This is a genomic window from Mesobacillus zeae, from assembly GCF_003570705.1.
Lineage (GTDB): Bacteria > Bacillota > Bacilli > Bacillales > Cytobacillaceae > Mesobacillus_C > Mesobacillus_C zeae.
In genome coordinates this window covers 1-13753 of the sequence record NZ_QWVT01000044.1, presented here as the reverse complement: position 1 = coordinate 13753, position 13753 = coordinate 1, and the positions used below count along the sequence as shown (strand labels likewise).

General features: G+C 40.5%; 15 protein-coding genes, 1 tRNA gene and 1 pseudogene. 12 read left to right on the top strand and 5 right to left on the bottom strand.

The window, feature by feature from the left end; all coding sequences use genetic code 11:
* Window positions 1-107: 107 nt before the first annotated feature.
* On the bottom strand, window positions 108-830 hold the full coding sequence (locus tag D1970_RS20115; protein WP_119114639.1) for an alpha/beta hydrolase: 723 nt from the start codon (window positions 828-830) through the stop codon (window positions 108-110).
* A gap of 1926 nt (window positions 831-2756) precedes the next feature.
* On the opposite strand from D1970_RS20115, the gene D1970_RS20105 reads away from it, so the two are divergent.
* From D1970_RS20105 to D1970_RS20095, 3 genes are all read left to right on the top strand, one after another.
* Window positions 2757-3758, top strand: coding sequence for a TAXI family TRAP transporter solute-binding subunit (locus tag D1970_RS20105; protein WP_119114637.1), 1002 nt, complete (start codon window positions 2757-2759; stop codon window positions 3756-3758).
* A gap of 148 nt (window positions 3759-3906) precedes the next feature.
* A complete protein-coding gene (locus tag D1970_RS20100) occupies window positions 3907-4437 on the top strand; it encodes a DUF1850 domain-containing protein (protein WP_119114636.1) in 531 nt (176 codons plus the stop codon).
* Window positions 4427-6382, top strand: coding sequence for a TRAP transporter permease (locus D1970_RS20095; RefSeq protein ID WP_119114635.1), 1956 nt, complete (start codon window positions 4427-4429; stop codon window positions 6380-6382). The genes D1970_RS20100 and D1970_RS20095 overlap by 11 nt, the downstream gene beginning before the upstream one ends.
* Window positions 6383-6416: 34 nt before the next feature.
* Here D1970_RS20095 and D1970_RS20090 read toward each other — a convergent pair whose 3' ends face one another.
* Entirely contained in the window at window positions 6417-6638 is a 222-nt protein-coding gene (locus tag D1970_RS20090; RefSeq protein ID WP_119114634.1) for a WYL domain-containing protein, read from the bottom strand.
* Between the two features lie 321 nt (window positions 6639-6959).
* Here D1970_RS20090 and D1970_RS20085 point away from each other — a divergent pair, with 321 nt between their 5' ends.
* Window positions 6960-7460 (top strand): GNAT family N-acetyltransferase, encoded by a 501-nt coding sequence (locus D1970_RS20085; RefSeq protein ID WP_119114633.1) that lies wholly within the window; start codon window positions 6960-6962, stop codon window positions 7458-7460.
* Window positions 7461-7509: 49 nt separating this feature from the next.
* On the opposite strand, the gene D1970_RS20080 is transcribed toward D1970_RS20085, so the two are convergent.
* Window positions 7510-8100, bottom strand: coding sequence for a DsbA family oxidoreductase (locus D1970_RS20080; RefSeq protein WP_119114632.1), 591 nt, complete (start codon window positions 8098-8100; stop codon window positions 7510-7512).
* 266 nt (window positions 8101-8366) lie between these two features.
* On the opposite strand from D1970_RS20080, the gene D1970_RS20075 reads away from it, so the two are divergent.
* Window positions 8367-8439: transfer RNA gene (locus D1970_RS20075), tRNA-Val, on the top strand.
* Here the strand turns inward: D1970_RS20075 and D1970_RS23185 are convergent.
* Window positions 8437-8748, bottom strand: coding sequence for a site-specific integrase (locus D1970_RS23185; protein WP_259339724.1), 312 nt, complete (start codon window positions 8746-8748; stop codon window positions 8437-8439). The two genes, D1970_RS20075 and D1970_RS23185, sit on opposite strands and share 3 nt — an antisense overlap.
* 1135 nt (window positions 8749-9883) lie before the next feature.
* On the opposite strand from D1970_RS23185, the gene D1970_RS20065 reads away from it, so the two are divergent.
* Both D1970_RS20065 and D1970_RS20060 read left to right on the top strand, forming a co-directional pair.
* Window positions 9884-10231, top strand: coding sequence for a hypothetical protein (locus D1970_RS20065; protein ID WP_119114631.1), 348 nt, complete (start codon window positions 9884-9886; stop codon window positions 10229-10231).
* 16 nt (window positions 10232-10247) lie between these two features.
* Window positions 10248-10484, top strand: a complete 237-nt coding sequence (locus D1970_RS20060; protein WP_119114630.1) for a phage holin — start codon at window positions 10248-10250, stop codon at window positions 10482-10484.
* 87 nt (window positions 10485-10571) lie between these two features.
* Here D1970_RS20060 and D1970_RS23180 read toward each other — a convergent pair whose 3' ends face one another.
* Window positions 10572-10838: a hydrolase gene (locus D1970_RS23180; RefSeq protein WP_119114629.1), complete on the bottom strand. Its 267-nt coding sequence runs from the start codon at window positions 10836-10838 to the stop codon at window positions 10572-10574.
* Window positions 10839-11075: 237 nt separating this feature from the next.
* Between D1970_RS23180 and D1970_RS20045 the strand changes: the two genes are divergently transcribed.
* From D1970_RS20045 to D1970_RS23175, 5 genes and pseudogenes are all read left to right on the top strand, one after another.
* Window positions 11076-11390 carry an N-acetylmuramoyl-L-alanine amidase gene (locus D1970_RS20045; RefSeq protein WP_119114627.1) on the top strand — a complete coding sequence of 105 codons (315 nt, stop codon included), beginning with the start codon at window positions 11076-11078 and terminating at the stop codon, window positions 11388-11390.
* Window positions 11391-11471: 81 nt separating this feature from the next.
* A complete protein-coding gene (locus tag D1970_RS20040; RefSeq protein WP_119114626.1) occupies window positions 11472-11660 on the top strand; it encodes a hypothetical protein in 189 nt (62 codons plus the stop codon).
* A 364-nt stretch (window positions 11661-12024) separates the two neighbouring features.
* Window positions 12025-12408 (top strand): DoxX family membrane protein, encoded by a 384-nt coding sequence (locus tag D1970_RS20035; RefSeq protein WP_259339725.1) that lies wholly within the window; start codon window positions 12025-12027, stop codon window positions 12406-12408.
* Window positions 12409-12607: 199 nt separating this feature from the next.
* The gene (locus D1970_RS20030) at window positions 12608-13189 is read left to right on the top strand and encodes a TetR/AcrR family transcriptional regulator (RefSeq protein WP_119114624.1); all 582 of its coding nucleotides are present in this window, start codon (window positions 12608-12610) and stop codon (window positions 13187-13189) included.
* Window positions 13190-13459: 270 nt separating this feature from the next.
* Window positions 13460-13753: pseudogene (locus D1970_RS23175) on the top strand (transposase); the annotation flags it as partial.

The window sequence follows — 13753 nt, the reverse complement described above, 5'->3', positions numbered from 1 at the left end:
TATTAGCTTGAAAACTTTTAGGGTCTTGCAAGTGGGAAGTTTACCCGCATTATAACAAATTTTCAAAATTTATAATATGAAAAACTGCATGTTTTATTAAAAGTAACTTAAGAAAACATGCTTTTTAATGCTTTGCGCAAATCCGGCTGCCAATATGTCCAGGTGTGGTTTCCATTGAATTCTTCATACTCCGCGTTGAAACGTTTCTTTAGAATCTTTGAGAGTTCCCGGTTAGGTGATAGGAAGTCTTCTTTCTTGCCAGCAGTCGTGGTCACATCGGTTTCTCCCAGCCCTACTGTATGGTAAATGCCAAGCAGTGAAGGATCGGAAAACTCCGAAGTGGCAGTGAGTACCGTTTCATTGACAAAAGGAGACTGCAGAATGACTTTGCCGAAAGTGTGTGGATAATCCAGCGCAGCCATAAGGGATACAGTAGCTGCAAGTGAATCTCCTATTAATGCTCTGCCTTTACCCATTTGGTACGTCGGAAACTCCTGATCGAGGAACGTCACGAGTTCATGAGCAAGGAAACGGATATACGCCTGATGCTGCTCGCCTTCTGGGTGGTATTTTCTGCGCCGATCATTTACAGATTTATATGGAACCCCGACAATAATCATATTTTCGATTTCTTCATTTGCAAGAAGCTCATCTGCTAATCTACCAATTCGGCCAAGCTGGAAATAATCCCTGCCGTCTTGGGCAATTAAGACAGAGTACTTGTATAAAGGTGTATAGGAAGCCGGCAAGTAAACAAGCAGGGTCATTTCTTCCCCTAATGCTTCGCTATTTAATGTGAATTCTTGAATAGTACCTCTTGGATATTCCATCGGAGACCTCCAGTGCTACAGGTAATAACAAAATTTTCTTACTTGTTAAGATATTGTAGCATAACAAGTAAGAAAAATCCTTTATCAGCTCATGCTCTGATTCTGTTAATTACACTTTGCTATTTGTTGAGGCTAAAGAGAAGGGAGCACGGAAAGAATCAGAAATATCGATAGGTTGGAAAAAAGAGGGGAATTGTTCAGTTGATTTCTTCATTTCGTTTAATTCGTTATAGACCTCTTGGTTAATAACATGTTTGCCAATATAAAAAACATAGTAATTTTTATTTGAAAATGACAATATAAATCATAAGAGTTCATCGTTACCATTTGTTCTGTCTCCTAAATGAAGGAAATCAGCCTGTGTCTATATACAAAGCTGAATCATATAATCGAAAAGAAGGTTAATGGCCCTTAATGGAAGAAATTCAGTACTTGATGCTCAAAGATGATAATGAGTTGCTTGTTTTCCGGTAAGCAAAGTAGCCCCGCCAATAACGAGATCTTCGTATTTTGCAATCAATAACTTAAGATGATAAAAAGTGCTTTGATTCATCATATGATGAAAAATAGGATTCCTTAAAAAAATAAGAGTCATTGGCACGGTTCCGATTCATTGTCTCATAATAGATCTTGATGAAATCATTTGAATTTTCGAGGGAGACATCTTCCGTGACCGCCCCATTCTGGATTGCTTTTTAATGGTATCAGACGGACCATATTGTTGGTTTGCATTCACATACACATCCAACGTATTTAGGACGCTTAACGAAACAAGAACAAAAAGAAGAATACCGTCAAATTTTGAAATCCTCACCAGCCTTCTGGACAAAAAAGCCACTAACAGTTTCACATCCTTGTTATTCCTATAATTAAGATACATTAAAAAATATTGGAGAATCTCGGGATTAAATTAGGTTTCCGGGCGAAAATGTTTGGCTCTTACTCCTACAGTTTTCACGAGTAATCAGCCTCGTCACCTGCATTTGATCCGTATGCTTTCTGAGAAATTTGAAGAGGTTTATGCTTTTCAGGAATGCCACTCCGCATTTCCTGGGAGGTCAGAAGGATTTTATCAAAGAAGCGACATTATGAAAGAGTATTTTTCTCACTTCTTAAAAGTGGAGGAGACCGTCTTCGGTAAACTTTCGTTTACGCCTTAAAAAGTAAAAACCCTGGCACTTAAAGCTGGTGAAGTAAGCTTTAAAAATCCGACTGCTATATTGTATTTGGATCAAGTTATATTAAAGGAGAATTGTGTGAGTGGATTGTTCAACATAATCCAATCAATATCCACATGGGTATATCGCCTTATTACCGGGGAAATTCTTGTAACTTCTGGGCACTTTTTGATGGCCAACCTGATTTTGTAGAGCAACTATTCATTTGCTTGGTAAAGGACTTGATTCAGGGAAGATCCTTTTTCATGTTCTCCCGCAAGCGAGGGAAGTTGATCTCTTTTTATTAGGCATGAAGGCGGTAGAGGGTGCCTAAAAAGGACCGGTGGAGTCAATTGCCACTGGAGAAATAAAGAAACTGAAAAGCGTGGTTCAAAATCAAAGTCTTGAAATGCAGTATACAAGAAATAAAGATTTCACTGATGAAGCAGCTGAATACTATTGGCACCACCTGCCTCCAAAAGCTTATAGCGAAAACAGACTAAAAAATCGGGATCCTTCCTTGTTTATAAATCCGAAGCTTATTTAATTAAGTAGGGATATGATTTATCGATTAGAAAATTCCATATAAAACTAATAAAGAACTTCTAACTATAGTAAATTAGTATTTTCCTAAAAGAAGGATGCTGAGTTAGGGAAACAAGTCCTATTTTTCCCTAATTATATAATGTTTAGTTTGACAACTTTATTAAACATGTTTAATATAAGCTGGAATATTATAAAAATTTAGAACAGGGGGTTAATTCTAAATATGAAGAAAAAATCTTTTGTGATGTCAATGATTCTTCTTCTTTCCATCTCAATGGTACTTGCGGCATGCGGAGGTAAAGAGGGCGGAAAAACAGAAAAGGCAAGTGGCGATGGCAAGGGAGGAAAGCCTAAGTTTGTCAGCATTCTGACAGGCGGAACTGGCGGTACATACTTCCCGCTCGGAGGGTCTTTTGCAAAGATTATTACTGACGAGACAGGAATCAAATCAAATGCTGAAACGACAGGTGCATCTGCAGAAAATATGCAGTCCCTTAAAGACGGCAATGGCGAAATCGCTTTCACGCAAACGGATATCGCTTCCTATGCAAAAGAAGGCGAGGAAATGTTCAAAGGCAGTAAGGTGGATAATGTAAAGGCCATCGGGACTCTTTACCCTGAAACAATTCAGTTAGTTACGACTGAGAAATCAGGGATTAAGAAAATGAGTGACCTGAAAGGGAAGAAAGTATCGGTAGGCGCTCCTGGATCAGGGACGGTTGCCAATGCACAACAGATTCTTGAAGTATATGGAATGAAATTTGATGACATCAAAAAGCAGGATTTAAGTTTTGATGAGTCGGTGGACGGATTACAGAATGGTGTAATTGATGCTGCGTTCGTTACGGCAGGTACCCCGACGGGAGCCGTTGAGCAAATGACGGCCACTGAAAAAGTAGTTATCGTACCAATTGAAGCAGACAAAGCGGAGAAGCTTATTAAAAAGTACCCATATTATACAATTGATAAGGTTCCTGCCGGTGTATACAAATTGAACAAAGAAGTGCCTACTGTAGCAGTCCAGGCGATGCTTGTTGCAAGAGGAGATATGTCTGAACAGGCTGTTTATGACATTACGAAGGCCCTGTTTGAAAACCTTGATCAAATTACCCATGCTAAAGGGAAGCTGATCAAGCCAGAAAACGCGCTGAATGGTGTGGGCATTGATGTCCATCCGGGAGCGCAAAAGTACTTTGATGAAAAAGGAATCAAGGCATCCAAGTAAAATAAATGAAAGGTTTCCGGGTGCAGGCCCAAGATGATGAAGTCTGCGTTCGGTAGCCTAATTCAAGAGTTTTCCAGAAAGATGGAATAGGCCGAAAGTCGGTCTATTTTTTCCTTGTATGGAAGTAATTTAACAGGCGGAATGTGACATGCGGATAGTGAAAAGAAAGAAGAGGATTCTTGTCATCCTGCTCCTAATCTCGTGTGCCCTTATTATTCTTTTTATTCCCTGGAGGCAGTCACTCGTATTCTCGTATGAAGATACGGATGATATATTGGCATTTATGCCAATGGGGAACGAAAATGGGTTCAAGATGCAATATACACATTCCATACACTTAACGAGTGTGGTAGAAAGCTATAAAATAACCGGGGATAATATGATAAGGCAGTATGAGTTGGAATATGAAGACTTTGCGGTTGGCATGCCTGCTGATGCCGCTAAAGGTGAGAAATTTGAAGTGAAAGATGGAAAGTACAGGATAAAAAACATGAAAAGGGATTTTCCTTATTACGATCTTCGAGTAGGTAAGGTAAGGGCCAATCACACTTTGATTGGCATTGACGAAAAGTATGCGCTTACAAATTATATCGAACCAGGTACTTGGGTACGGGTGCAAATAAAAAAACTCAGCTTTATACAGCAATTGGAAGGAGTGAATATCCTTAATGGAAAATAATAAAACACTGTCACTTGAGGAACAACAGGCGCTGCTTGAAAAGTATGATCCGGAAGCCGGAACAAGGAAACTGAAGGGCGTTCTAGGCTGGATTGTTTTTCTTGGCCTCTTATCTTTCTCACTATTCCAGCTTTACACGGCCATTTTCGGCGTTTTAACTGCCCAGCTGCAGCGTTCCATCCACTTGGGGTTTGCCCTCTCACTTATTTTTCTATTATTCCCTGCAAGAAAGAAGAATGCACCACGGCATAAGGTTGCCTGGTATGATATCGTTCTCGCACTTGGTGCAGTAGCCGTTGGGGCATACTGGCCGCTGATGATGGATGATCTTGTGCTGCGCGTCGGACGCTTGACGGATATGGACTTATATATCGGCCTTCTTGCGATTGTGCTTGTCCTTGAGGCAACAAGGCGAACAGTGGGTCTGCCGATTATGATCATTGCACTATTATTCATTGGATATGCTGTTTTTGGACCGTATATGCCTGGCTTTTTCGCGCATAGGGGACTAGAGCCTGAACGACTGATTCAAACAATGTTCTTTACAACCGAAGGGATACTCGGTACGCCGCTGGCCGTTTCATCCACTTTCATCTTCCTGTTCTTGCTGTTCGGCGCATTCCTTGTGAAAACAGGTGTGGGACAGTACTTTAATGATTTGGCAGTATCAATTGCCGGAAAAAGAATTGGAGGACCTGCAAAGGTTGCCATTTTCTCAAGTGCATTGCAGGGTACTATCAGCGGTAGTTCGGTTGCAAACGTGGTGACCTCGGGTGCTTTTACGATACCAATGATGAAAAACCTCGGCTATCGGAAAGATTTCGCCGGGGCTGTTGAAGCAGCAGCATCGACAGGCGGCCAGCTAATGCCGCCAATCATGGGAGCCGCCGCCTTCCTGATGGTGGAATTTATCGGTGGTGGAATCACCTACTGGGATATCGCCAAGGCGGCAGCCATCCCGGCGGTGCTATATTTTACAGGCATTTGGATCATGACGCATTTCGAGGCCAAAAGGGTCGGCCTACGAGGCCTGCGGGATGATGAAATGCCAAACAAAAAAGAGGTAATGTCAAAGGTTTATCTTTTGCTGCCAATCCTTGCGGTAATGGTATTGATGATGACCGGCATGACTGTCATGTATGCTGCTCTGTGGTCCATCGTTGCTGCAGTTGTATTAAGCGGTTTCAAAAAAGAAACGAGAATGAGCTTCCGGGATATCATTGATGCGCTTGTAGACGGTGCGAGATCGGCACTTGGTGTGGCTGCAGCGACTGCAGCTGCCGGTATTATTGTCGGGGTTGTCACCAAAACAGGTTTGGGCTTGAAAATGGCAAATGGCTTGGTAGATTTGGCGGGGGGGCTCTTGATCCCAACACTCATACTTACGATGATTGCAGCGTTGATCCTTGGAATGGGTTCGCCGACTACAGCAAATTATGTCATTACCTCGACTATCGCTGCTCCTGCACTTATCAAACTTGGAGTCCCGGATCTTTCTGCACATTTGTTTGTCTTCTATTTCGGAATCATTGCGGATATTACTCCGCCGGTTGCGCTTGCAGCCTTTGCGGCAGCCGGGGTTTCCGGAGGAGAACCAATACGGACGGGTATTGCCTCGTCAAAGCTGGCCATTGCCGCTTTTATTATCCCGTATATGTTTGTCCTTTCACCGGAGTTATTAATGATTGATACAACCTGGACCTACATTGTCTGGATCGTATTTACCGCCCTGGCCGGTATGATGGCAGTCGGAGCAGGAATAATCGGTTTCTGGGTGCGGAAACTCTTCTGGTTTGAACGGATCATTGGAGTGGTTGGCGGATTGATGCTGATTTATCCTGGGAAGATTACCGATATAATCGGTTTAAGTTCATTTGTTCTGCTTCTGACCCTGCAATACGTCATCAAGCGTGACGATAGGGTTGATGTCCAGCAAGCAGGCTGATATGGGGGGAGTCCTGGAAACAGGGCTTCCTTTTTCAACTCGTTTTTCTTAGAGGACGCTTGTAAGGAGAGATGGAAAGGATCCGGCTGAGTTTGAACACCCTCGTGCTCTTTCGAAGAAAGCAATACGCCTTTACATAATCCTCGTTAAATTCTTGTATGAAAGCTTTTCTTTGGGTCATTTTATTGTCCGAGGACACATAAATCATTTCCACAGGCTGTTTATTTTCGATTGCCCGACGTAAAATTCCGTTCATCGTGATACAGCTCCTTTTTGTTGATATACAATTATTATATGCGAACTTGTGTTCTTTATTCAATTTTAAACGAATGTTTGTTCTTATTGTAGGTGTTTTATTTTTACAATTATTGTCTAATGGGGAGAATCAGGCACTTTGTGGGGAGAGTCAAACATTTTTAGGGAAGAGTAACGTCCTTTTCGGGGAGAATTTAAGACATTTTGGGGAGAATGAACTCATTTTCCGGGAGAATAGAGTATTTCCCACGCAGAGGAACCGAGAATTGGAACACAGAGCCTCGAGGACCCGAGAAAAAATTAAAACGGAGGAAGTTTGTTAATGAAAATAATCGCATTAAGTAAGGAAAATGTGAATGAGTATCGAGAAATAAGGCTGGAAGCATTAAGAAATAATCCGGAAGCATTTTCTTCAAGCTATGAGGAAGAAAAAGAAATGCCCGACGATGCTTTTGCCAATAGGCTTGGTAACGAAGCTTCTATAACACTTGCAGCAAAGGATGAAAGCGGACTTCTCGGAGTGGTGACCTTGGTAAGGGAACAAAAGAAAAAAATTGCGCACAGGGCAAACATTTTCGCAATGTATGTCACTCCTGAAGCCCGCGGAAAAGGAGTGGGGAAAGCACTTATGAAGGAAATAATCGAGAGAGCCCGGAAATACGAAGGCATTGAACAAATTTATCTGTCTGTGATGTCAGAAAATGAACCTGCGAAAAAACTGTATGCTTCTTGTGGCTTTCAGGTGTACGGAAACGACCGGCGGGCCTTGAAGATTGATGGATGCTACTACGATGAAGACATGATGAATTTATACCTTGTGTAAACGACAAAAAGGACCTCGCGGGTCCTTTTTGTCTGTTCTATCTTTTTAATCAGCAGCCGTCAATTCCGCATGAGTCACCTGTGTTTGGGCTATCATCTTCTGCTTCTTGTCCGATAATTTTTTCAAGCATTTCTTTCGTATGCAGCCCCTGAACGCGCCTGCTGCCAATAAAAATGGTAGGGACGGCAGTAATCTGTGCTTCCTCGTAGGCGTGCCTCAGCGTTTCTTTGTGTCTCTGCTCAAAGCTGCGGTTTTTCAATGCTGCCTCAAATTTTTTACGGTCAAGGCCGACTGCTTCTGCAATACTTCCAAGTGTTTCAATATCACCGATGTTTTTCCCATTTTCCCAAAACTCCTGCAGCACTGCTTCGGCATATTCATTGCCCAGTCCTTCCGTTTTGGCGAATTGGAAGCCTTCATGTGCAAGATGGGTATGAGGCATCGGATCAAGATGCATCGGAAGTTCCATCTTTACCCCAAAGCGTTCTGCCATCGGTTTAATCGAACTGTTCCAGCCAGACTGGATATACTCGCTTTTGGGTGAATGTGTTTCATGCGGGAGGGGACGCAGTTCAAACGGCATCCATTCAATCTCCACATCTTTTCCTTCTATTGCTTTCTTAAGCGGAGCCTCCGCTATGTAGCAAAACGGTCAAACAAAATCAGAATAAATGCGCACCTTTAGACTCATCATCAAACCTCCAATCAAAGTTACATCAATTCTAGTTACTTGGGTCCGAATTTTCCAACAATATGCTTACGGGCCATCAAAACGACCATGAATAAAATTTTCCTTTATAATTTTTAGTGGCTAAAGACAGGCGGTAAAAAAGTTAGCATAAACTGTTGACTTTCATTCTGAAACATTATATATTTATTTATGTCCTCACCGGGACAAACAAAATCGATTCCTTAGCTCAGCTGGGAGAGCGCTACCTTGACAGGGTAGAGGTCGCTGGTTCGAACCCAGTAGGAATCATCGTTGAAAGCCTAGAGCCCCAAGGGGTCTAGGCTTTTTATATTTTCTTGGATAAACCGGGTAATGCCCGGTTTTTGACGAATTGTTGACGAAATTTTTCATCCGCTGTTTTTTTGATGAGAAAAAATAGAGTCTAATTTTTTTTGCAGCTTCCTCATCTGCGGTCTGTAAAGCATGTCCATGAGTATCCATCGTAATCCGAATATCAGCATACCCCAATCTTTCAGAAATGATCTTTGCATGAACGCCCTGGCTAATTAAAAGTGTTGCTGAAGTATGTCGCAGATCATGGAGGCGAATATAACGCACTTCGGTCCGATTCGTAAAGCGCCTCCATCAGGTTGAAGGTATAGAGGGGTAATAATGTTTTCCGGTCTCATTGCAAAAGACAAACTCATGTTCATCCTCAATCCACAGATCACGCATCCTCATTTTTTCTTTTTTCCAATGAATATAAAATCTTTTAAGTTCCTCTGTCATTAAAGGAGAAAGGGATATAACCCGATTTAACTTTTTAGATTTCCCGCCCGAATCCCTTGTAATAATTTGTTTAACTTGGATTCACCTTTGCCCAGGTCAATATGAGACCATTCAAGTCCTAATAATTCACCTCGTCTTAATCCAGCAGCCAAGGCAAGTGACATGAAAATTCGCCAATGAGGGAGTTCCTCTTGCAAAATATTTTAGGACTATGACAGGCGGAGTCTGGAACGCCTTGACAAAGGTTGGAAGTGCCGAGCTTCTTGACTGGAAAACAGCTACTTTGCAAAATGGTGTCGTGCCTTATGCCGCAGGATCACCAGGGCTACAATAGCAAAAAGGGACGGTATTGTCTATCTGCGAGGGGCAGTGAAAAATATTGGGACAAATGAAATTACAATCGCAATACTGCCGATAGGTTATAGGCCAAAAGGACCGACAAGTCACGTTTTCTCGATGCCTACAAGCTTGGATGGAAGCGGGCTTTCCAGATTTGCGCGTTGGTCTGTTGGCCTTGATGTAAGAATTGAAATGTATTCGATTTCTGAATCGTTGTACAGCGTGGGCTGTGGTTCCCTATCAATACAAGCAGTAGATGAATAACGGAGTTTTTTTAATTGGAAACTGGGTTGAGACAGCGACAGAAGAAGAAAAGTACCCACCGCAGCCAGTACCAGAACCGTCTCCATTAGAAAAAAAAGTTCAGCTGATCCAATCAGCGCTTGACGATCTTATTCTAGATGGGAGTGGATTGGATTTTGATGGCTGCGTATATGGCCCAAAGAATCATAGACGGTGCGTACACATTTCTATTTGTCACTACAAAAAGGCCCGATCTACAGGTGGGCATTGAAACATACTTAACAGGACAAGGGAGAGAAGATTTAATTGAATAATCGTGTTGTAATGAGGGCTGAGAAGTCCTCTTTTTTATTTAACAAAGAGAAGTTGGGAGGAGAAGGAATTGGAGGCTCAAATCGTGGATGAAAGCAAGCAAATATTAACTGCGTTGGCCAGGCTTGAAGAAAACGTCAAGAACATGAACAGTAAAATGGACGGTTTTACGAAAGTGTCTGAGTTGGCCCTTCAGATTGAGCAGAGTACAAAGAGTGCTCACAATCGACTGGATGATCTTAAGTCAGACTTTGCGGAAAAAATGGTGGAGTGTAAAAAAGACTATGAAGAAAAAATATCCATCCAAAAAGAGGGCATTACAAAACTGGAAGGGCACATTACTTGGCTTTGGCGAGCAGTGGGTACTGCAGCCATTGGCTTCATTTTCAGCTTAGTTATGTACTTTATCACAAAATAGAGGAGGAAGTTTAAACATGAATAAAGATATTTTCACCTTGTTGGGCGGCTTTTTATCAGCTGTCCTTTTGTTTGTGGGCTCAACAGGTGTATCGGTGGAATGGTTTACACAAATAAGCATCGAAGCCTTTGTTTTCATGGTTTCTGCTGGCTCAGCCCTTGCGATTAACTTTTATGCCATTTGGAAAAACACCTACGTTTCCAAGAAGGCGAAAGAACAAAAGGAATTTTTAGAACGCAATAACAAACTTTAAGCTGTCCTCCGGGACGGCTTTTTACTTTATGGCTCTGTGAAAACAGTCAATAAGGTTCCTTCAATAAACGAAGGAACCCTTGATTTTTTACTCGACTCGAAGAGCTTGAATGTCTCGACAATCTACAAAAATAATAGTACCTCGTTCGTCCTCTTCATCCCTAAATGTAGCACAGCAATTTCTGTTGTCAAAGTCTACGAAGATTACATCTTCTAGGACTACACCACCAGATAAGAAAACGTCTACTTCTGTTCTAGTGCGCAACCTTCTTAAAATATCGCATACACATTTATTACATCTATTTCTACGACGACTAGAACTTCCATGACAGCATTTTGAAATTTGGTTACTCATTATCAAATACACCTCCTATCAAATTATGTTGTCTTACGTTAATAACATATGAAAGGTGAAATTAAAACGAATGTGCTAAGTGAGTGGTACCAACGTACATTTTTTCGACGAGTGCTGATATTGAAGAAATCGGAAAAGGAATGCAAAGATTCCTTTTTTTTTGCAAAAATATCAACATTATCTTTTTTTACAGAGCAATTTTATTAAAAAGGAGAGGGTTATCAATGACAAACAAATATACAAGACGCTGGGCATGGTGGCACAGATCCAGGAGCAAACGGAATCAAGGAAAAGAAATATAGCCTAGAAGCTGCACTGTATGTGAACATGCGATTGAATGAGCATGGCATTACGTCAGGATTATCTCGCTCAATGGATGTAACTTTAGACCCGGGCCCAAGAACTAAAAAAGTTAGAGATTCTAAATCACCGTTTGAAATAAGCCATCATTTCAATGCTGGTGGCGGTTCCGGGGCGGAATTTATACACTCTATATTTTCCAACGGTAAATTTGAAAAAATTCTAGCTGAGGAATTTGAAAAGGCTGGGTAACCAGTAAGAAGAACATTTGACCGTAAGGGGACCAATGGTAAAGACTATTATTTCATGCACAGAGAAACTGGAGCTTGCGGCATGACGATTGTAGATTTTGATTTCGTTGATGGTCCGAATGCTGCCAAGTTAAAAGGCAAGGCTTATCGAGAGGATATGTATGAGTGTGTTGTCCGGGCAGCCTGTAGGCGGGAAGGAGCTCGGTATTTCCCAGTCAAGAGCAAGTATCTAAACCAAAGCCAAATGCTAAACCAGCAAAAATTGGCATGACATTGTCATTGGAGGCATCGATCAATATGAGATTAATACTGCTTTTGCTAAGGTCAAAGAAGCATTTCTGGGTTGGCATATGGAAAAGAGCAAACAATGAAAATATAAAGCCCTTCTCCATGAGAGGGGCTTAAATAAACATTCATCATAAATTAAATTCAATTCAATATCTTTAATATGTTTGTATATTTTATTATCTGATTAAAATAATCCGTATTGAAAAACTTGTTTTTATATAGTACAATATAAGTAACTCGAGAGTTACTAACTAAGAAGTTAGTTAGTATGACCACTTTAAAGTGCTGTCTGAAATCTTTATTGTATTAAAAGTTATATTAAAAAAGGAGAATTTATTTTGAAAAAGGTGTCTTTGGTTCTTCGTTATCTATTCGCTATTTTCTATGTTTATTCCGCACTCGGCTATTTTTTTGGTTTTATGCCTTTGCCTCCGATGACAGGAATGGCACAGCAATTAATAGATGCAGAGGTGGCTTCAGGTCTCATGACCTTTGTGAAAATTACAGAGTTAGTTGGAAGTATTTTATTATTCTCTGATCTTCTAGCACCTTTGGCGTTAGCTGTATTAGCACCAATTACCATAAATATTCTTTTCTTTATTTTAGTGCTAAATCCGTCATTAACCGTTTTAGGAGTAGTTATGTTCCTAGTTCATTTGGTTTTGGTATTAAACTACCGGGAAAGATTTATGTTGCTTTTTAGAAAAACGGATTCATCTAAGCGTTCTTAAACGATTATTGCTTAATTAAATAAGTGTTACATACAAGGGGGTGGGTTGCCACTCTCTTTTTTTATTGACATTGATGTAAACACAAGAATAAAATTTAAGAGTATTGAAAGACTTAGTTATGTAATGCATTATACGTAACTCGAAAGTTACTGAAATATAAATTCATTAATACTCTATATAGGAGATAGGTGATTATTAAGTGGCTCGGGACCCTAACAAGGCTGAAAAAAGCAGAGAAAGCATTATGAATTCAGCGATTCATGAATTTGCGCGAGTTGGTTTTCATCAAACAAAAATATCAGATATTGTAGCCAATGCTGGTTTTTCGCAAAGAACTTTCTATATATACTTTAAGAATAAGGAAATTCTTTATATGGAGATTCTTGAGAACTGGAAGAACAAGTTAATTCAACAATTTATAATTGAAAAAAAGAACCTGAATGATCAAACTAATATCTGTAGAAGGTGGGAAGGAATATTCAAATTTATGGCGTATAATCCCGATTATACACGAGCCGTTTATTTAATGAATCCTTACATTGAAGAAATAAGAAAAGATATAATAAATTCTTTAATCCAAATTATGACTCAGGAGCAGGAAAATGGATACCTCAGGAGGGAAGTAAGTATTGGGATTTTAGCCGAGTCTACTTTAGCAACGATGGAGAGCTTAACTTTACGATTCGTATTAAATGGAAAGGAAAGCCCTATATTTCTGGCTGAACAAATATCGGATATATATCAAAATGGGGTTACACAAAAAAATTCAAATAATTTTTAGAGGAATTTATCTGAATGATGCTACTCAACTTAATGAGTTGTAATCCCGATAGTAGCTGAACCCTTTAATGGAATAACTAAATATGGCCTTTGTTCTAAATTTATTTAATTGTTCGTAATACGAAGGTACAGTTTAGTTCAATTAGAATCCATTTTTTTAATAAGATGAATTGTAATATCAAGTGCGACAGTTAAATGAAAACATAAAAAGCCCATACTCGCTTCGTGTAAAATAGAAGTTACCACACAACTTTTTACATGGGGGATGAGTATGAGTTATCCCCGTCTTACTACATTTGAGCGAGGTAAACTAAGAAGTACTTCATCAGACTAGATATTCCACAAGGTCTTTTGCAAAACAACTTGGGCGCCACCATTCCACCATTGCAAGAGAGTTGGGGAGCAATTCAGACTCAATAAAATCTTACGATAGCAAATCAGCACAATTAGAGTACACAGATCGGCGTCTATTTTGCCGTCCCAAGGGAAAGTGGACCCAACAAATGGCTGATAGGATTCAGGAGAAGCTCCAGCTCACCTGGTCCCCTGAACAGATAGAAAACGG

Bases quoted from the DNA above. Each gene is read 5' to 3' on its own strand.
- D1970_RS20115 (WP_119114639.1), bottom strand. From the start codon at position 830: ATGGAATATCCAAGAGGTACTATTCAAGAATTCACATTAAATAGCGAA.
- D1970_RS20085 (WP_119114633.1), top strand. From the start codon at position 6,960: ATGAAAATAATCGCATTAAGTAAGGAAAATGTGAATGAGTATCGAGAA.
- D1970_RS23180 (WP_119114629.1), bottom strand. From the start codon at position 10,838: ATGAGTAACCAAATTTCAAAATGCTGTCATGGAAGTTCTAGTCGTCGT.
- D1970_RS20105 (WP_119114637.1), top strand. From the start codon at position 2,757: ATGAAGAAAAAATCTTTTGTGATGTCAATGATTCTTCTTCTTTCCATC.
- D1970_RS20040 (WP_119114626.1), top strand. From the start codon at position 11,472: ATGACGATTGTAGATTTTGATTTCGTTGATGGTCCGAATGCTGCCAAG.
- D1970_RS20060 (WP_119114630.1), top strand. From the start codon at position 10,248: ATGAATAAAGATATTTTCACCTTGTTGGGCGGCTTTTTATCAGCTGTC.
- D1970_RS20090 (WP_119114634.1), bottom strand. From the start codon at position 6,638: ATGAACGGAATTTTACGTCGGGCAATCGAAAATAAACAGCCTGTGGAA.
- D1970_RS20100 (WP_119114636.1), top strand. From the start codon at position 3,907: ATGCGGATAGTGAAAAGAAAGAAGAGGATTCTTGTCATCCTGCTCCTA.
- D1970_RS20095 (WP_119114635.1), top strand. From the start codon at position 4,427: ATGGAAAATAATAAAACACTGTCACTTGAGGAACAACAGGCGCTGCTT.